The following is an 18,025-nucleotide window of genomic DNA, read 5'->3' as shown; positions in this document are numbered from 1 at the left end:
GGCCCCTGTTAGCAGGCTCCGTGCCACCTCGTCCGCAAGCGCTTCCGGGCACATCCGCGGTTGCCGGGGTGCGCAGACGCGAACCAGAGTGGCCGCACCGGCAGCCTGTCGTTCGCGAGCGCGAACGCGCTGCGGCACTAGTGTGGTGTTCCGTAATTACCTTGAATTATTTCCGCGCCTTTTGCGCCGATGCGGCGTTGCTCGTCGTCGCCATAGCCCTGCTATGACCTCCGGTTCCGGCCCGCAACCAGTTGCGGGCGTTCAAGCCGGCGCGCGGCATGCCGCGCAAGCCGCCGGCTTTCACCCTCCTCTCGCCTTGCCTCGCCGCAAAATTCATCGGAAATTTCTTCAACTTAATTACGGAACACCACACTAGCGGGGCTTCAACCCGGACATGCGTCCGCTGGCTCGTCGCCGGCCGGGGCGTCGCCCGGCGCCCGCGCTTCCGCGCATGCCCGCGCCGCCACCAGCGCGCGTTGCAGCAGTTCCTGCGCGCGGCGTGCTTCGCGGCTGTGGGCGCCGAAGGCGTCTGCCAGCGCCGGCGCGGTTTCGCGCAGGATCGCCAGGGCGGCGGCGGTATCGCCCCGCGCGAGGCGCCATTCGGCCTCGCTGGTGCGCCACACCTGCCAGCGCGGGTGTTCGCGGCCAAGCGCGGGCTCGAGGATCGCCGCGCTGCGGTCGAGCAGTTCGCGGGCGCGGACGAGGTCGCCGCTGGCGATGCGCGCGCGGGCGTGGTTGTGCAGGGTCACGCCGACGCGGAAGTGCTCGCCGCCGACCGCCGCGGTAAGCGCGGCCTCGGCGCGTTCAAACCAGGGCAGCGCCTCGTTGGCACGGCCCTGCGCCTCGATCGCCGCCGCCAGGTTGTTGTACTCGGTACCGGTGTGCACCGATTCGCGCCCGAGCCGCTGCTCGAAGATCGCCACCGCGCGGCGGTGCTCGGCCTCGGCGCCGGCGGCATCGCCGGCGCGCAATCGATTGACGCCAAGGTTGCCGTAGACGGTAGCGAGCCCGGCGCTGTCACTGCCCCAGGCCGCGGCGGTCAACGCCGCGACGCGCTCCAGTTGCGCGATCGCTTCGGCGTGCTCGCCGGCCTGGCCGGCGTAGATTGCGAGGTCGTTGTGCAGGTCGAGGGTGCGCAAGTCGTCCGCCGCCCACAGTCCGGCGGCCTGCGCCAGCGCCTCGCGCTGGTGACGCATCGCTGCCTGCACCTCGCCCTGCGCGCCGGCGATCCGCGCACGCAGCACCGCCAGCTGGCGCAAACGATCGTGGTCGCGCGGCGCAACCAGGGTCGCTGCCTCGTCGACGAAGCCGGCGGCGGTTGCAGCCTCGTCGCGCAGCAGCGCGTTGTCGGCGCGCAGCAGCAGGCTGTCGGCGGCGAGTGCGGGGTCGCGCGTGCGCTGGCGCTGCGCGATCCCTGCCGCTGCCGCATCGGCCGCGGCGTAGTCCTCGGCGTCGCTGTCGATGCGCGCCAGCAACAGCGCGATGCGGTCGCGGCCGGCGTCATCGTCCACAGCCAATGCCGCCTGCGCCAGTTGGTAGCTGCGGCGCGCATCGGGGTAGAGCTCCAGGTTGTGCTGGACCTCGCCGAGCGCCTGCAGCAGGCGCAGGCGCACCGCTGTCGGCAAGGCCTCGCGCTGCACCCGGCCGGCCGCTGCTGCCAGCAGATCGCGCGCGCTCGCGCTGCCGCCGGGGAACTGCACCGGGTCGGCGGCGGCGAAGGTGTCCACCAGCAGTTGCACCACCTGCTCGGCGGTATCGCGCTGCAACTGGGTCTGCCGGTACTGCTGCCACAACTGCAGGCTGAAGACCATCGCCAGCAGGCCGAAGGCGCCCGCCGCCAATGCCGGCCAGCGGTGACGCCGCAGCCAGCAAAGCCAGCGGTAGCCGCGGCGATCGGCGAGCGCGGCCAGTGGACGCTGTTGCAACCAGCGTTCGAGTTCATCGGCGAACGCATGCGCGTCTTCGTAGCGCAGCGCCGGATCCTCGGCGGTGGCGCGCGCCAGCAGCGCCGCCAGTTCCTCGCGCCGTACGCGCGACAGCCGCGCCGCCGGTATGGCGTCGCCGGCTGGCGCGCCCAGGCCCAGCGCGGCGCGCAGGCACACGCCGAGCGCATGCACGTCGGCGCGCGCGTCGAGGGCGCCGGCGCTGTTCTGCTCGGGGGCCATGTAGCCGGGCGTGCCACCATTGGGCTGCGCCTCATCACCGCCGATCGCGCGCGCGATGCCGAAATCGATCACCTTGGGCCGTGCCTGGCCGTGGTCGTCGACCACCAGCACATTGGCCGGTTTCAAGTCGCAGTGGACGATGCCGCGGCGATGCGCGTGCCCGACCGCGCGGCATACGGCGACCATCAGTTCGATGCGCGCCGGCAGCGACGAAGCCTCGCGCCACCAGTCGTCGAGACGGCGGCCGTCGACCCGCTCCATCGCGAACCAGGCGGTGCCATCCGGCTGGCTGCCGGCATCCAGGATCTGCGCGATGCCCGGATGCGCCAGCAGGGCCAGCGCCTGCCGCTCGAGCTCGAAACGCGCGCGCGCGCTGCGGTCCAGGCGCGCCTGCTGCACCAGCTTGAGCGCCACCTGGCGCCGGATCGGTTCGCTCTGTTCGGCCAGCCAGACCACGCCCATGCCGCCCTGCCCGAGCTTGCGCAGCAAACGGTAGCGACCGAAACGGGTACCTGGCGCGTAGTCGGCGGCGGCGGCCACGCTGGGTATCGGCTGGGTCGCGGGCTCGTCGCGGGTGCGCTCGTCGCTCATCGTCCGGCGCCCACGATCTCAGCTGTCCTCGCCGCCGCGGCCAAGGCCGTGCTCGCGCAGTTTCTTGTAGAAGCTGGTCTTGCCGATGCCAAGCAGGGTCCAGGCGCGCTCGTGCTCGCCGCCGGCCACCGCCAGCGCGGCGACCAGCGCGGCGCGCTCGGCGCGCAGCAATGCCGGCTCCAGCCGCAGCGCGTCGGCGTCGGGCGCCGGTTCCGCGCGCAACGCTGGCGGCAGGTGGTTGCGGTCCAGTGCTTCGCCGTCGTCGAGCAGGACCGCCGCGCGCTCGATCGCCTGGCGCAGCTCGCGCACATTGCCTGGCCAGTGCCAGCGCTGCAGCGCCAGCAGCGCCGCCGCGGTGATCCCGGCGCTGCGGCGGCCGGCGCGCGCGAGGGCCTGGCGGAAGAAGTGCAGCGCCAGCGGCGCGATGTCTTCGGCGCGGTCGCGCAGCGGCGGAACCTGCGCGGCGTGGCCGGCGAGGCGGTGGTAGAGGTCGAGGCGGAAGCGACCGGCGGCGATCTCGCCATCCAGGTCGCGATTGGTGGCGGCAATCACGCGCACGTCCACCTGCACCGGCCTGCGTCCGCCGACCCGCGTCAGGCGGCCGTCCTCGAGCGCGCGCAGCAGGCGCACCTGGGTCTCCGCCGCGGTGTCGCCGACTTCGTCGAGGAACAGGCTGCCGCCGTGTGCCTGCTCGAACAGGCCGGGGCGCGCCTCGACGCCGGTAGCGGCGCCGCGCTCGACCCCGAACAGCTCGGCTTCCAGCAGCTCGCGCGGCAGCGCGGCGCAGTTGAGCGCCAGGAAGGGCCCTGCGCGGCGCGGCGAGCGGCGATGGATCCAGTGCGCGATCAACTCCTTGCCGACGCCGGTTTCGCCCAGCAGCAGCACCGGCAGCGCGACCCCGGCGACCCGCTCCAGCGGCGCCAGCAGCGCGCGCATGGCTGGCGCCTGGCTGGGTAGCCCCGGCCAGTCGCGCGGCGCCGCGAGCGCGTGCGCCAGTGGCGGCGGTTCGGCCGGTGGCAGCGCCCAGCGCAGCAATTCCGCGCCGGCCTCGGCGAGCGCGCGCAGCGCGCCGGCCGGGGCATCGCCGGCGAGCTGCCAGCCGGCGTGTTCGGCCAGCACACCGGGTGCGCTGTCCGGCGTGCCGCCCGCCTGCGCCAGCACCGCGCCGCTGGCGATCGACTGCAGGCGCAGCAGGCTCGCCTCGCTGCGTTCGCACCAGGCCTCGAGCAATCCGCACAATGCTTCCGGCGGCCACGCGGCGGGTGCCGGCGGGCGCAGCGCGTCGCAGGCCTGGCGCAGCTCGCGCAGCAGACTGCGCGCAGCCGTCGGTGCCGCGGTGGCGGATTCGCCTGCCGCCGCAGGCGCGGGCGTCGACGGATCCGCAGCCAGCGCCAGTGCATCCAGCCCGATGCGTTCGCGCAAGCGCAGGCGCACGCTGCCCAGGCTGAGGTCGATGTCACCGCTCCGCGCACCCTCGGCGATGCGTTCCCCATCCACACGAGTGCCGTTGGTCGAGCCGAGATCGCGCACCAGCAGGCCGCGGTCGGCGCAGACGATCAGCTCGGCGTGTTCGCGCGAGACGCCGGGCACATCGAACTTCAGGTCGCTGCCGCCGCCACGGCCGAGCAGATAGCGGCCCGGCGCCAGTTCGCGGCGTGGTTGCCCGGAGTCCAGCCATTCGAGTTGGTAGCGCAGGCGCATGCGGGATGAACCCTGGCAGGACGATCTGACCTTGGCCCGAGGATATATCCATGCGCAATCGCCCGCCGCTGACCGGGGTCAGGCCGCAGGCGGCCCGTTCGCACTGGCGGAACACTGCCCGCGGCCGGGCGGGCTGCCAGTTCAGGTTCGCGAACGCTCACGCGGCAGGCGAGCGCGCGCCGGCCATTCCGCCTGCGCCAGGCGGCAGCTGGCAAGCTGCTTGCAGGCGGGACTTCCACAAGTCGGCCTGGTGAATTCCGAATGTCGCTGTCCCTGCCCCGCCCTGATTCGCCCGCGTCCGATGGCGGCTACCGGGTGCGTCACCCCGATCGCCCGGACCTGCAATGGACGCTCGCCGCCGGGCGATACCGGATCGGTCGTGCGCAGGACGCCGAGCTGCGCCTCAGCCATCCGACGGTGTCGCGCTGGCACGCGGAGATCGAGGTGCTCGAAAGCGGCGTGGTGGTCACTGACCTCGGCTCGACCAACGGCGTCTGGCTAGGCAACCGGCGCATCCGGCGAATCGCCAACGCGGGCGACTTCGACTTGCGCGTCGGCGCCTTGTCGCTGGAGTTCTTCGCCACTGGCCAGTCGCAGCGCAGCGGCGGCGGGATCTGATCGGGCGCGCCTGCCCCCTGCAAGGCGCTTGATGAACGATGCCGTCCGCCCGGCGCCCTTCTCCTTCCTCGCTGCCGATGACGTTTCAAGCAGCGCCAATACCTGGCCACGCTGCCGTATTCGCTACTTCCCACGCCCCTTCCCCAACGCCCGCACCGCCTGGTAGCGCTCGATGTAGCGCTGCGCCGGCAGGCGGCGGAAGGCCTCGCCGAGGACGTCGAGGGCAAGGTCGTCGACCTTCTTGAAGCGCAGGCAGGCCTTGCCGAGGTCGAGCTTCTTGCCGGTGGCGGCCCAGGCCTGCCGGAACCAGCGGGTCTCCGGGTTCTCGCCTTCCGCGTCGGTCTCGGGGCTGATGTAAAGGCCCATCAGGTGCAGGCTGAGGTGGTTCTTCTGCGAGGCCAGCGCGGCGTACGGGAGCGGCTGTCTCGGGTCGCAGTGATAGCCGGCCGGGAACACCCGGTGCGGCACGTAGTAGCCGATCATCCCGTACTGCAGGCCTTCCTCGAACCCGCTGTCGAGGTTGGCGAGAATCACCTTGCGTACCGCCTCGGCCACCTGCCGGCGGTCTTCCGGCAGGGAGGCGAGATACTCATCGACGCTGGCGGGCTTCGCGGCCATCGGCACTCTCCGGAGATGTCGGAGCCAGCATAGCGCCGCTCAGGCAGGCACGAAGCGCCGCGCCAGCCAGTGCATCGGCAATGCCACCGCCAGCGCCGCCGCGAAGGCCAGCGCGATGCCCTGCCCGGCCAGCAACTGCGCCAGCACCGCGCAGAAGCAGGCAAAGGCGTAGTAGCCGGCGACCATGCCACGCAGCAGTCTCACCGCGAAGGCACCGCCGGACTGGCGGTGGCTGAAGCCGACCAGCACGGTGCTCATCACCGGGAACATCGCCAGCAGGCCGGCCAGGCGCGGACCGACCGCCGCCGCAACCGCGCTGACCAGCAAGACGAGCGCCGCCGCCGCAGCCATGCGCCAGGGCAGGTCGTTGCGCTGGCTGCGCCCGGTCACCCAGCGCGGTACCGCCGGGAACGCCAGCGGCGCCAGCAGCAGCGCTGCGATCACCGCGCCAAAGGACACCGGCAGGCTGCTCGGCATCTCGCGCAACCCAAGCACCGCCAGGCCGTAGCAGGACAGCGCGATCAGCATGCAGTCCGGCCAGGGCCGGCGTTGCGCGGTCCATGCGTAGGCGAGGCTGAACACCAGGATCGCCAGCACCGCCAGCAAGGTGCCGTGCGCGGCATCGGCGGCAAAAGCCGGGCCCTGTTCCAGCGCCAGGATCAAGAGGATCGGTCCCGACAGGATCGGGAAGGCCGACAGCCAGCCGGCCACGCCCGGGCCCCAGCGACGCCCAGCGAGGGTCACCAGCGCGATCAGCGTCGGCACCAGCAGCAGTTTCAGCGCGAGCAGCATCATGCGCGCTGCTCCAGCAGGTCCCAGCGGTTGCCGCAGAGATCGCGGAACACCACCACCCAGCCGTAGTCCTCGTGGCGCGGCTCCTCGCAGAAGTCCACTCCGAAGGCGCGCATGCGCTGGTAGTCGCCATGGAAGTCGCGGGTCTGCGCAAAGAAGGCCACCCGCCCGCCGGTCTGGTCGCCGACACGCGCCCGCTGCGCATCGCCCACCGCGCGCGCCAGCAGCAAGCCGCCGCCACCGCCGTCAGGCCCCACCACCACCCAGCGCTTGCCCTCGCCGCGCGGCTCATCGGCGCGCAGCACGAAGCCCAGCGCGCCGCAGAACCAGGCGATCGCCGCGTCGTAGTCGGCCACCACCAGGGTGGTCAGGGCAAGTTGCATCGGCGGCGATCCAGGGGGTGCGGGGGGCGGAAGGCTGACATGAAGGTGTGGGCCGGGGCACGGGGCGGGGGCAGGAGGGGCTCGCAACCCAGCTTCGGGATGGCTGAGCCGCTGATCCCTCCGGCGTTCCTGCTGGGAGCAAGCTGTTGGCCCCAGGCGTTTGGCCATGCGGGCCTCTCCTGCCCCCTGCCCCACAGCCCCCCGTGCCCCGTGCCCCGTGCCGGCTCGCTCCGCGCGCCCATTCCTGCCAGCATCCACCCATGGCCGAATTCCCTTCGACCCAATGGAGCCTGATCCGCGGCAGCGCGCTGTCGCAGGTGGACCGGCGCGGGGCGTTTGCGGCGCTGGCGCGGGCCTACCAGCCGGCGATGCGCGCCTACCTGCGCGCGCGCCTGGGGGCGGATGAGGCCGAAGATGCGCTGCAGGCATTCCTCACCCAAAGCTGGGAGCACGCGTGGTTTTCGCGCGCGGATCCCGAGTTCGGCAGCTTCCGTGGCTTCCTGCTGGTGATGCTCAAGCGCCATGTCGGGCACTGGCGCGACAAGCGGCGGCTGGCCACGGATGAAATCGATGTGGATGCTCCGCTGGAAGACGCCGATCCGGCCAGCGATCCCCAGCGCGCCTTCGATTCGCGCTTCCTGGTCGCGCTGACGCAGCAGGGCCTGGACCGCCTGCGCGCCGCCTACGCTGCGCGCGGGCGCCGCGAGATCTGCGACGCACTGCTGCCACTGCTGGCCTCGCCACCGGCCAAGGGCGATTTGGCGGAGTTGTCGCAGCGGCTGGGGGTGCCGGCGAACACCCTGGCGGTGGAGCTCAAGCGCCTGCGCGAGCGCCTCGCGGGCGCGATGCGCGAGGCGCTCGCCGAGCTCTGCGTGGACGCCGCCACCGCCGAGCGCGAGTGGCAGCAGCTGCGGCGCTAGCCCGGTGGCGAGCGAGGCTAGTGTGGTGTTCCGTAATTAAGTTGAAGAAATTTCCGATGAATTTTGCGGCGAGGCAAGGCGAGAGGAGGGTGAAAGCCGGCGGCTTGCGCGGCATGCCGCGCGCCGCTGAACGCCCGCAACTGGTTGCGGGCCGGAACCGGAGGTCATAGCAGGGCTATGGCGACGACGAGCAACGCCGCATCGGCGCAAAAGGCGCGGAAATAATTCAAGGTAATTACGGAACACCACACCAGCCCGAGCTTGCCTGGCGCCGCCGTCCCGAACACCCTGGCCGCCCCGGGTCCGTTCGCCCGAGCCCACGCCGGACCATCACGTGCAACTCACGTCACCCCCCGCTTTGCGCTATCGTCCGCTCCGCTCTGAAGGTGTCCGTCGTCCGCAATCTGGGGACGGCGGGTGAAACGGGAAGCCGGTCGAACACCGGCGCTGCCCCCGCAACGGTAGGTCTGCCCGCGCGTCCGCGCGTGGGTCCGCAGCGAAAGCCACTGCATCGACATCGGATGTGGGAAGGCGCTGCGGTCGCGAAGCTCTCGCGACGACGAGCCCGGAGACCGGCCTTCACGAGGACCCGCAGCTTCCCGCCGCGGGTCGTCGATCGGCGTCGCGGAGGGCGGCGGTGGTTCGTCCGCCGCCGGTCCGCCGTCGTCGCCGCGAATCTCCTCATCTCTCCGCGCCGCCCTGCAGCAACCGCGGGTGTGCGTTTTCAACTGGAGAGTCCTGATGAGTGTGTCCCTGACGGTGGCCCTGCTGGCCGCCCTGCCTTTGTCCAACCCTGAAGCCGAAGCCCTCGACGCGGTCACCGTGACCGCCAGCCGCCGGCCGCAGGCCGCCGCCGATGTGCTCGCCGAGGTCAGCGTGATCGACCGCGCGCAGATCGACGCCAGCGGCGCGCCGGACCTGCTGGAACTGCTGCGCCGCCAGCCCGGCGTCGACCTCGCCCGCACCGGCGGTTCCGGCCAGCAGACCAGCCTGTTCCTGCGCGGCGGCAATTCCAACCATGTGCTGTTCCTGGTCGACGGCGTGCGCGTGGCCAGCGCCAACACCGGCGCGGCTGCCTTCGAACACCTGCCGCTGGACCAGATCGAGCGCATCGAGATCATCCGCGGTCCGCGCGCCACCTACTTCGGTTCCGATGCGATCAGCGGCGTGATCGCGATCACCACCCGCGAGCGCAGCGGCCCGGCCGGCCTGCTGCGCGTGGGCAGCCACGGCCGCACCGCAGCGGCCGCCGCATACGGTGCCGGCGACGAGCGCGGCGCTTTCAGCGTGCAACTCGGCGGCGAGGAGTACGCCGGTTTCTCTGCCTCGCTGCCCGGCGCCTTCGGCTACGATCCCGACGACGACGGCTACAGCCACCGCAACCTCGGCTTGCGCGGGCGCATCGAACTCGGCACCCAGCGCCTCGGTTTCAGCGGCCTCGTCACGCGCCAGGACGTGGAGTTCGACCAGGGCGAGACGGCGGTCGACCAGCACGCCATCGCCGCCACCCTGGAAGGCCCCCTGGCGAGCGGCTGGATGCACCGCCTGACCCTCGGCGGCGCGCGCGACGACCTCGACACGCCGGCCTACTTCGCGCGCTTCCTGACCCGCCGCGAGAACCTCGACTGGGTCCACGACGTGGCCGTCGGCGGCGCCGAGCACCTGGTGTTCGGCGTCAACCTGCAGCGCGAGCACGGCAGCAATGTCGACACCTTCGCCGGCCCGGTGGCGGTGTTCGACGAGTCGCTCGCCCACCACGCCGCATTCGTCGGCTGGCAGGGCAGCCGCGGCGCGTTCGAATACGAAGGCGCGCTGCGCTACGACGATCATGAAACCTTCGGCGGCGAAACCACCGCGCAGGCGGCGCTCGGCTGGCGTTTCGACGGCGGCCGCGTCTATGCCAACTGGGGCGAGGGCTTCCGCGCGCCGAACCTGAACGAGCTGTATTCGCCCGGTTTCGGTGAGCTGTTCGCCGGCAATCCGGAGCTCGACCCGGAGCGTTCGCGCGCGCTGGAACTGGGACTCGACCTGCGCTTCGGCGAGCGCCACCGTCGGCATCAACGCCTATCGCAACGACATCGACGACCTGATCGCCTACCAGGGCGGCGAGACCTTCCAGGCGATCAATGTCGCACGCGCCCGGGTCGACGGCGTCGAGCTGAGCTTCGAGCAGCGGATCGACGCATGGACGTTCGCAGCCAACACCACCTGGCAGGACGCGCGCAACGCCGACACCGGCAGCGATCTGTTGCGGCGGCCCGCGCGCAAGGCGAATGTCGACCTCGACTACGCGCTCAGCGAATCGCTGCGCCTGGGTGGGGGCGTGGTCTATGCCTCCGATCGCCTCGATTTCGATGGCGAGCTGCCCTCGTACACGCTGCTGGACCTGCGCGCCGACTGGGCCTTTGCCGACGCGTGGCACCTCACCGCAAGACTGGGCAACGCCTTCGACCGCGAGTACAGCCTGGCCAGCGGATTTGCGACGGCGGGACGCGAGTTGACTCTCACGTTGAGGTGGGAGCAGTAAGCAGCGGCGCAAGCTCGGCTCAAGGCGCCGGGCCGCGAAGCGGAGCTTGCTCGAGCTTGCTCCGCTTTCGACGCGCGCCCGGAGCCGAGCAAGCTCGGCTCTACGCGGGGCATCCGTAGAGCGGAGCTTGCTCCGCTAACGCCCCGCCACGTTCCAAGCCGAGCAAGCTCGGCTCTACGCGAAGCATCCAGCCGTAGAGCGGAGCTTGCTCCGCTCTTGCCGTGCACCCGAGCCGAGCAAGCTCGGCTACGTGCGGCGCCTCAAGGCTGGTACTCCACCCGCAGCGTGGCGCTGGCGCCGCTGGCGATCCACAGGTAGTTCGCCGCGGTCTGGTTCTGGCTGAAGCGCAGCCGCGCCTGGGTGCGGGCGGTCTTGCTGATCGCGGCCAGACCAGCCGCGCTGAAGGCCGCGGAGCTCTGTGTGCCGGCGGTGAAGCGCACGATGTTCGCCACCGCGCTGGCGCTGGCAGCAGACAACCAGTCGCCGGTCTCCAGGGTGCAGGCGCCGAAGCAGCCGGACTTCAGGTCGATCACCAGCGTGTTGCCGGCCGGGTTGGTCCAGGGGTCGCCGGAGGCGCTGTTGAAGCTCACGATCAGGGTGGCGCCGGTGATGGTGGCGGTGTCCGGGATGCTGCTGGTGTCGAAGGACAGCAGCGCGCGGTTGTACTTGGCATCGGTGCCGCGGCCGATGGCCAGGCCCAGCGAGGATTCCAGCGTGCCGAGCGCCGGGCTGCTGCCATTCGCATTGGCCTTGACGTAGCCGTCGTTGGCGGCCTCGGAAGCGAAGTTGACGATCACCGGCGCGCCGCCGCCGCCACCGTTCGACACGTTCACCGTGGTGTCCGCATCGCTGCCCACGTTGCCGGCCGCGTCGAAGGCCTTGGCCATCAGCGCGTAGCTGCCGTTGGCCACGTCCGCGGTGTTCCAGGTGAAGGCGTACGGCGCCGCAAGGTCCACGCCAATCAGACTGCCGTTGGCGTGGAACTCCACCTTGACCACGCCCACCGCGTCGCTGGCGCTGGCGGTCAGGTCGACGTTGCCGCTGACGCTGGCGCCATTCGCCGGCGCGGTGAGGTTCACCGTGGGCGCGATTGCGTCGGTGGGTTCGCTGGCATTGCCGACGCGCAGGTCGTCGATGCGCGCCTTGGCCCAGGCCTCGATGCACACGTTGGAGTTGGCCGCCGCTTCGAAGCGCAGCGTCACCGTCTGCCCGGCCCAGGCGGACAGGTCGAGGTTGTCGAAGCGCTGCCAGGCGCTGTCGCTGTAGTTGGCGTTGGTCACCGCCTTCTCGTGGAACACCGTGCCGTTGACCAGCACGCGGAAACGCGCGGCGGTGGTCGAGTTGATCGCGGACTTGAGGTCCAGCTTGCGCGCATACGAGAGCCGCGGCGCGCTGCCGAGCACCGCGCTGCGTTGCAGGAACTTGGTCTTCCACCCCGCTGCGCAGGACACCCCGGAAGAGGCGTAGCCATAGGCCGACTGGCTCGGGCCCGCGCCCGCGGTGGCGTTGTCGCCGTCGGCCGCAAAGTCCCCGCTCCAGCCGGTCTGGTCGTAGTAGTCGCCGTCGGCATTGCGGTTGGAGAAGGACTCGTCGACCGCCAGCACCACCTGGTTCACCGTCACGCTGGTGTCGTTGTCCAGCGTCTGGTTGCCGCGCGCGTCGCGCGCCACCACGCTCAGGGCATGCGCGCCGGCGCTCGTCGCGGTGGTGTTCCAGTCCAGCGTCCATGGCCCGGCCTGCGCGCTCTGGTTGCCGCTGCCGAGCGATGCGCCGTCGAGGAAGAACTCGACACTCGCCACGCCGGTGTCGTCGCTCGCGGTGGCGGTCAGTTGCACCGTGCCGGAAACGGTCGCGCCGTTGGCCGGGAAGGTCAGGTTGACGGATGGTGGCGTGGTGTCCTCGATACCGCCGGAAACGGTCACCGATACCGGCGCGGAGCTGCCCACATTGCCCGCGGCGTCCACCGCGCGCGCCACCAGCGTGCGCGTGCCGTTCGGCCCGCTCGCGCTGTCCCAGGTGTGCGCGTAGGGCGCACTCGCGTCGCTGGCGACCAGCGCGCCGTCGATCAGGAACTCCACCCGCGCCACGCCCACGTTGTCGCTGGCCGCTGCGCTGATCGTGACCTGGCCACTGACGCCGGCGCCGTTGGCCGGCGCGGTGATCGCCGCGGTCGGCGGCGTCGAGTCGCTGTTGTCGAGGCCGAAGTACTTGCCGATGTACCAGGATGAGCAGATGTTCACGTCGAGGATGTAGGCGCCGGCGGTGCCGCACTGGCGTTCGCCGGTGCCCGGGTCCACCGGCGTGCCGTGGCCCATGCCGGTGATCGACCAGCTCTCCACCACCGCGGTGCCGGCCGCGTTGAGGTAGACCTTGTGCGGGTAGCCGCCGATGGTGTCCTCGACATCGGCGGTCTGGTCGACGCCGTGGACGTTGGTCCATTGCTCCATCAGTTCATTGGCGTTCGCCGGGCGCACCGTGGTGTCGGCATCGCCATGCCAGATCGAGACCAGCGGCCACGGCCCGGTATGCGACGAGGCCGCGCGCACCTTGTTGCCCCACTGTGCCGGGCTCAGGTCGCTGCCCGGATTCATGCACGAGAAGGCGTTGGTCAGGCCGGTGCCGCAGTTGTAGGGCACGCCGGCGACGATCGCGCCGCCGGCGAAGACCTCCGGATAGGTGGCCAGCATCACCGCGGTCATCGCCGCGCCGGCCGACAGCCCGGTCACGTAGACCCGCGCCGGATCGATGGCATGGTCGCCGCGGACCTTGTCCACCGCCTGCTTGATCGACAGCGCCTCGCCCGCGCCACGCGCGATGTCGCCGGCCTCGAACCAGTTGAAGCAGCGCGAGGAGTTGTTGGACGTCGTCTGCTCCGGCAACAGCAGGGCGAACTTCCAGCGATCCGCCAGCAGCACCCAGCCGGTCTCGGCATCGTAGTTGGACGCGCTCTGCGCGCAGCCATGCAGCGCCACCACCAGCGGCGCATTCGCCGGCAGCCCCGCCGGCACGTACTTGTACATCGTCAGGGCGCCGGGGTTGCTGCCGAACCCGGTCACCGCCGTCAGCGACTGCGCCTGCGCCGCGCCCGCCACCATCGCCCACACCAGCAATCCGCCCCGCACTGCGTGCCGCATCGCCATCATTCCCTCCCCCAGGGCTTCGAGCAGGGTGAGGAGTGGACGCCTGCCACGGCGCGCGCGCCATCGTACGAAAGGGCGGGCTCAAGCCGGTGTTGGTGTGGGTGGTTGGTGTTGGTCTTGGGGACAGGTGCAGGCCGGGGCGGGCAGCGGCTCCCCGGCGGTCCGCGCGGCTCGGCTATCGCTGGCCTCAAGAGAAAGGTCGCGTACTCCGCCAGCGGCAATCGCTGGATATCCGGCACCGTGCAAGCCGCGTCCGGATAGCCGACCACCAGCAACAGGTAGGCCATCTCGTTGGCCGGCCGGCCGAGGATCTGGTTGAGGAAGCCCATCGGGCTCGGAGTGTGCGTCAGGGTGCACAGGCCCGCGTGATGCAGCGCGGCGATCAGCAAACCGGTGGCGATGCCGACCGACTCGTGCGGGTAGTAGCGCTTGGCCTTTTGGCCGTCCGCGTCATAACCGAAGCGCTCGTAGAAGATGCCGATCAACCACGGCGCCGTCTCCAGGAAGGGCTTGTGCGCATCGGTGCCCAGCGGGCGCAGCGCTTCCTTCCATTCCTCCGGCGCGCGGTGGGCGTAGAACGCCTGCTCCTCGGCTTCGGCGGCTTCACGGATGCGCCGCTTGATGTCTCCGTCGGCCACGGCGACGAAGCGCCACGGCTGCTGGTTGGCGCCGCTCGGCGCGCTGCCGGCCGCGCGCAGCGCATGCTCGATCAGTGCGCGCGGCACCGCGCGCTCGCTGAAATCGCGCACGGTGCGTCGGCGCGACATCTCGTCGGCGAACGCCCGGGCGCGCGCCAGCATCGCGTCTGGCGGGTACTCGGTCCAGCCGGGCAGCGGAATGCGGGAAGCGTCGTGGGACATGGTGGAGGCCGGAAAGGTGGGATCGACCGCAGCGGCGGATGCTGCCAGCAAGGCACCCGCACCGCCATGGTCTGGGCTGCACGCAAACCGTCGGCCGTCGTTGGCGACGCTTGCGCGCATCGATTACCCATGTAATCATCACTATCAATTACACATGTAAGCGACGACCAATGAGCGCCATGGTGGACATCAGCGAAGCGGAATCCGTGGTCATGGAGGTGCTCTGGCAGCGCCATCCGCTGGCGGCCGAGGAGGTGGTCGCGGCACTGGCCGGCCGCCAGGACTGGCAGGAGCCGACGATCAAGACCCTGCTCAACCGCCTGCTCGGCAAGGGCGCGCTGCGCGCGGAGCGTGAGGGCCGCCGGTACCTGTACTCGCCGGTGCTGGAGCGCGAGGCCTGGTTGTCGCGCCAGAGCGAAAGCCTGCTCACGCGGCTGTTCGACGGCCGCGTGGCACCGCTGGTGGCGCACTTCAGCCGCCAGCGCAAGCTCAGCGCGCAGGACATCGCCGAACTGAAACAACTGATCGAGGGACTCGACGATGGCCAGCCCTGAATGGTTGCTGCGGTGTGGTCTGGTGCTCTCGCTGGCGCTGTTGCTGGTGTGGTCGTTGCGGCATCCGCTGCGGCGCTGGTGCGGCGCGCGAGTCGCCTACGGGCTCTGGCTGCTGCCGCCAGCCGCGCTGGTGGCGGCGCTGCTGCCGGCGCCGGTGCGCGTGGTGAGCTGGGCGCCGCTGGCCTCCATCGGGGAATTCGCCGCGCCAGGTGCTGCCGCCGCGGAAGCAGGCTGGCGCTTTGCGGACCTTGCGCCTGCGCTGTGGGCGGCGGGCGTGCTGGTCGCGCTCGCCTGGCACTGGCTGGCGCAGCGGCGTTTCCTCGCCGCACTGCGCTTGCGCAACTGCGAAGGCGTGGCACGCAGCGCAGCAGTCGCGGCGCCGATGGCGATCGGCCTGTTACGCCCGCGGATCGTGCTGCCCGAGGACTTCGAGGCGCGCTACCCGCCCGAGGCCCAGGCCCTGATGTTGGCGCACGAACGCGCTCACCTGGCTGCGGGAGACCTGCCGGCCCAGGCCCTGGCCACGCTGGTCGCCTGCGCCTGCTGGCCCAATCCGCTGGCCTGGTGGGCGCTGCGCGCATTCCGCCATGACCAGGAACTGGCCTGCGACGCGCGCCTGCTGGAGTCCCGCCCGGCGCAGCGCCGTCCCTACGCCGATGCCCTGCTGCAAGCCCAACTGGCCGGAGAGCGCCTGCCGGCGCCGCTCGGCTGCCACTGGCCTACCGGCCACCCGCTGAAGGAGCGTATCGCCATGCTGAAACACCTGCCTCACACTCGCCTGCGTCGCCGCGGCCAGGCCGCCATGCTGGTCCTGGCGCTGGCCTTCGGGGGCGGCGTCTGGGCTACCCAGGCACCAGTCACGGTGAGCGCCGAGGCGCCCACCTACGCCGTGCGCCTGCTGCTCAGCCGCCCCGGCCACGCGCCGCTGATGCCCAGCCTGCTGGTGCGTGCCGGCGAGCGTGCCGGCATCCGCAGCGACGACGCGGAACTGGAATTGCAGGTCTCCGACGGCGGCGACGGAATGGTCTACCTGCAGACCGAGCTGCGCCTGGACGGACGCCTGGCCGGCACACCGGCCATCGCGATGAAGACCGGCGAGCCCGGAACCGTGCGCATCGGATCCGGCGTGTCCGATGGCATCGAGCTGACGTTCTGGGTCTCGCCGCAGAAACGCGCGCCGACCGCGAGTTCTCCCGCTGGCGCCCTGGCCGACGTGCGCCCGCCGCCACGCTATCCGGCGCAGGCGATGCGCGATGGCATCGAGGGCGAGGTGCGGGTCGAGTTCGACGTGGATGCCACCGGCGTGGTGCGCAACCCGCGCATCCTCAGCGCGCAGCCGGTCGGCGTGTTCGAGGAAGCGGTGCTGACCGCGGTGCGCGGTTGGTGGCTGAATCCGCAGAACCAGGCGCAGCCGCTGCCCGCCAGCATGCAGATGCCGATCCACTTCAGGCTCGATGAGGATGACCTCGCGCCGGCTGGTTGAGCCGGCGGCGGCCCCCGAAAGAGCTGAGGTCTACCCCGCCCGCAGCGCCAGCGCCGGATCCACCCGCGCGGCGCGGCGGGCGGGGAGCCAACTGGCGAGTGCCGCGGTGGCGGCGAGCAGCAGAGCGGCGCCGGCCAGCGTCAGCGGATCGTGGGCCGTGACCTCGAAAAGGAAGGCACGCAAAAGCGGCGCAGCCAGTGCGTGCAGCAACAATCCCGCCAGGATCCCGCCAGCCGCCAGCACCAACCCGTGGCCGAGCACCGCGCGGGCGATGCGCCGCGGGTCCGCGCCGAGCGCCAGGCGTACGCCGAATTCACGGGTGCGCAGCGCCACCAGGTAGGCCATCACGCCATACAGCCCGATCATGCCGAGCAACAGCGCGACGGCCGCCGCAGCGCTCATCATCGCGGCGGTTAGCCGCAGCCGGGCGGTGGAGGCGTGCATCACCTCGTCCATCGACTGCACCTGATAGAGCGGCACCGTGGGGTCCAGCTCGCGCAGCTGCTGGCGGATGGCCGGCAGCGCGTCGGATGGCGAGCGCACCACCAGCGCCATGCCGGGCCGTGGGCCGGGCAGCGTCTGCGGCAGGTAGACCAGCGGCGGCGGCACGCTGGCCAGGTCCGCCTGGCGCACATCGCCGGCCACGCCGACGACGGTGCAGGTCGGTCCGCCTGCGTCGGCCAGCGCCAGCGTCCGGCCCACCGCAGTCGCGACATGCGCGTCGCCAAACAGTTCGGCGGCTGCGCGCCGGCTGAGGATGATGTCGCCTGCCTGCGCTGTCCCCAGCGTGCGGAAGTCGCGCCCCGCCAGCAGGGGGATGCGCAGCGCCGCAAAATAGCCGTCACCGATCACATTGACCGGCAGCGCGCGCGGCTGCGCCTCGCCCGGCAGGCGGAAGCGTTGCTCCGGCGCCTGTTTCCAGGCGAGCGGCAATTGCAAGGCCAGGCCGGCGCCCTGCACCGACGGCAGCCGCCGCACGCGCTCGACCAGCTCGGCCTGGAAGGCCAGCCGGGCGGCGTCGCCGTAGCGGGCGTAGGGCAGCAGGATGCGCAGTGTGCTCACCTCGCGCGCGTCGAAGCCCGGATCGACCGCCTGCAGGCGCTGCGCGGTGCGCAGCAGCAGGGCCGAGCCGATCAGCACCACCAGCGCCAGTGCGATCTGCAGCGTGGCGATGGCCGCGCGCATGCGTTGCCGCGGCTTGCCGCTGGTCTGTCCGCGTGCGCCGTCGTGCAGCGCGCGGCCCAGGTCGACTCGCTGGGTACGCAGCACCGGCAGCGCCGCGCTCAAGCCCACGCCAGCCACGCTCAGCAGCGCGATGAAAGCCGCGGTCTCCCAACCGACTCCCAACTCCCCGAGGCGCGGGAACCCTTCCGGCCCGAAGGCCACCAGCGCGCGCACGGCCGCGCGCGCCGCGAGCAGCGCCAACAGGCCCGCAGCGATTCCAAGCAGAGCTGCCTCGGCGAGAAAGCCCGCAGCCGCGCGCCAGCGGCCGGCGCCGAGTGCCGTGCGCACCGCGATGCCGGCCTGGCCGGCGTCTGCGCGCACCCACGCCAGGTTCGCCACATTCGCCCAGGCCACCAGCAGCACCAGTCCCGCCGCCGCGGCCAGCATCCACAAGATCCGCGCGACATCGTCGGTCATCGCCTCGCGCAGCGGCGTCAGCAGCGGACGCG

The 18,025-nt window shown here is 71.5% G+C and carries 13 protein-coding genes and 1 riboswitch; of the genes, 5 read left to right on the top strand and 8 right to left on the bottom strand.

The window, feature by feature from the left end; all coding sequences use genetic code 11:
- Window positions 1-383 precede the first annotated feature (383 nt).
- Together IPK27_01155 and IPK27_01150 are read right to left on the bottom strand one after the other, a co-directional pair.
- Window positions 384-2,756: a serine/threonine protein kinase gene (locus IPK27_01155; GenBank protein MBK8066263.1), complete on the bottom strand. Its 2,373-nt coding sequence runs from the start codon at window positions 2,754-2,756 to the stop codon at window positions 384-386.
- Between the two features lie 18 nt (window positions 2,757-2,774).
- On the bottom strand, window positions 2,775-4,457 hold the full coding sequence (locus IPK27_01150) for a sigma 54-interacting transcriptional regulator (protein ID MBK8066262.1): 1,683 nt from the start codon (window positions 4,455-4,457) through the stop codon (window positions 2,775-2,777).
- A gap of 261 nt (window positions 4,458-4,718) precedes the next feature.
- Between IPK27_01150 and IPK27_01145 the strand changes: the two genes are divergently transcribed.
- Complete coding sequence (locus tag IPK27_01145) at window positions 4,719-5,075, top strand: FHA domain-containing protein (GenBank protein ID MBK8066261.1); 357 nt, start codon at window positions 4,719-4,721, stop codon at window positions 5,073-5,075.
- Between the two features lie 123 nt (window positions 5,076-5,198).
- Here IPK27_01145 and IPK27_01140 read toward each other — a convergent pair whose 3' ends face one another.
- Genes IPK27_01140 through IPK27_01130 form a run of 3 tightly spaced genes read right to left on the bottom strand, consistent with a single transcriptional unit; the run spans window position 5,199 to window position 6,868 of the window.
- Entirely contained in the window at window positions 5,199-5,693 is a 495-nt protein-coding gene (locus IPK27_01140; protein ID MBK8066260.1) for a DUF1801 domain-containing protein, read from the bottom strand.
- A gap of 39 nt (window positions 5,694-5,732) precedes the next feature.
- Window positions 5,733-6,488: a hypothetical protein gene (locus IPK27_01135; protein ID MBK8066259.1), complete on the bottom strand. Its 756-nt coding sequence runs from the start codon at window positions 6,486-6,488 to the stop codon at window positions 5,733-5,735.
- Window positions 6,485-6,868 (bottom strand): VOC family protein, encoded by a 384-nt coding sequence (locus IPK27_01130; GenBank protein MBK8066258.1) that lies wholly within the window; start codon window positions 6,866-6,868, stop codon window positions 6,485-6,487. The genes IPK27_01135 and IPK27_01130 overlap by 4 nt, the downstream gene beginning before the upstream one ends.
- A gap of 260 nt (window positions 6,869-7,128) precedes the next feature.
- Between IPK27_01130 and IPK27_01125 the strand changes: the two genes are divergently transcribed.
- On the top strand, window positions 7,129-7,788 hold the full coding sequence (locus IPK27_01125) for a sigma-70 family RNA polymerase sigma factor (protein ID MBK8066257.1): 660 nt from the start codon (window positions 7,129-7,131) through the stop codon (window positions 7,786-7,788).
- 367 nt (window positions 7,789-8,155) lie between these two features.
- Window positions 8,156-8,384: riboswitch (cobalamin riboswitch) on the top strand.
- Between the two features lie 145 nt (window positions 8,385-8,529).
- Window positions 8,530-10,434: a TonB-dependent receptor gene (locus IPK27_01120; protein MBK8066256.1), complete on the top strand. Its 1,905-nt coding sequence runs from the start codon at window positions 8,530-8,532 to the stop codon at window positions 10,432-10,434.
- Between the two features lie 141 nt (window positions 10,435-10,575).
- On the opposite strand, the gene IPK27_01115 is transcribed toward IPK27_01120, so the two are convergent.
- Together IPK27_01115 and IPK27_01110 are read right to left on the bottom strand one after the other, a co-directional pair.
- Window positions 10,576-13,455: a PHB depolymerase family esterase gene (locus tag IPK27_01115; GenBank protein MBK8066255.1), complete on the bottom strand. Its 2,880-nt coding sequence runs from the start codon at window positions 13,453-13,455 to the stop codon at window positions 10,576-10,578.
- The gene (locus IPK27_01110) at window positions 13,455-14,315 is read right to left on the bottom strand and encodes a nitroreductase family protein (GenBank protein MBK8066254.1); all 861 of its coding nucleotides are present in this window, start codon (window positions 14,313-14,315) and stop codon (window positions 13,455-13,457) included. Before IPK27_01110 ends, IPK27_01115 begins: the two co-directional genes overlap by 1 nt.
- Window positions 14,316-14,494: 179 nt before the next feature.
- Here IPK27_01110 and IPK27_01105 point away from each other — a divergent pair, with 179 nt between their 5' ends.
- Together IPK27_01105 and IPK27_01100 are read left to right on the top strand one after the other, a co-directional pair.
- On the top strand, window positions 14,495-14,869 hold the full coding sequence (locus tag IPK27_01105) for a BlaI/MecI/CopY family transcriptional regulator (GenBank protein MBK8066253.1): 375 nt from the start codon (window positions 14,495-14,497) through the stop codon (window positions 14,867-14,869).
- Complete coding sequence (locus IPK27_01100) at window positions 14,856-16,352, top strand: TonB family protein (protein MBK8066252.1); 1,497 nt, start codon at window positions 14,856-14,858, stop codon at window positions 16,350-16,352. Before IPK27_01105 ends, IPK27_01100 begins: the two co-directional genes overlap by 14 nt.
- 30 nt (window positions 16,353-16,382) lie before the next feature.
- Here the strand turns inward: IPK27_01100 and IPK27_01095 are convergent, their stop codons facing one another.
- The gene (locus IPK27_01095) at window positions 16,383-17,993 is read right to left on the bottom strand and encodes an FtsX-like permease family protein (protein ID MBK8066251.1); all 1,611 of its coding nucleotides are present in this window, start codon (window positions 17,991-17,993) and stop codon (window positions 16,383-16,385) included.
- Window positions 17,994-18,025: the final 32 nt, after the last annotated feature.

This window comes from Rhodanobacteraceae bacterium, assembly GCA_016713135.1.
GTDB lineage: Bacteria > Pseudomonadota > Gammaproteobacteria > Xanthomonadales > SZUA-5 > JADKFD01.
Note: the sequence above shows the minus strand (reverse complement) of the source record. Positions and strands in the feature narration are given on the sequence as shown.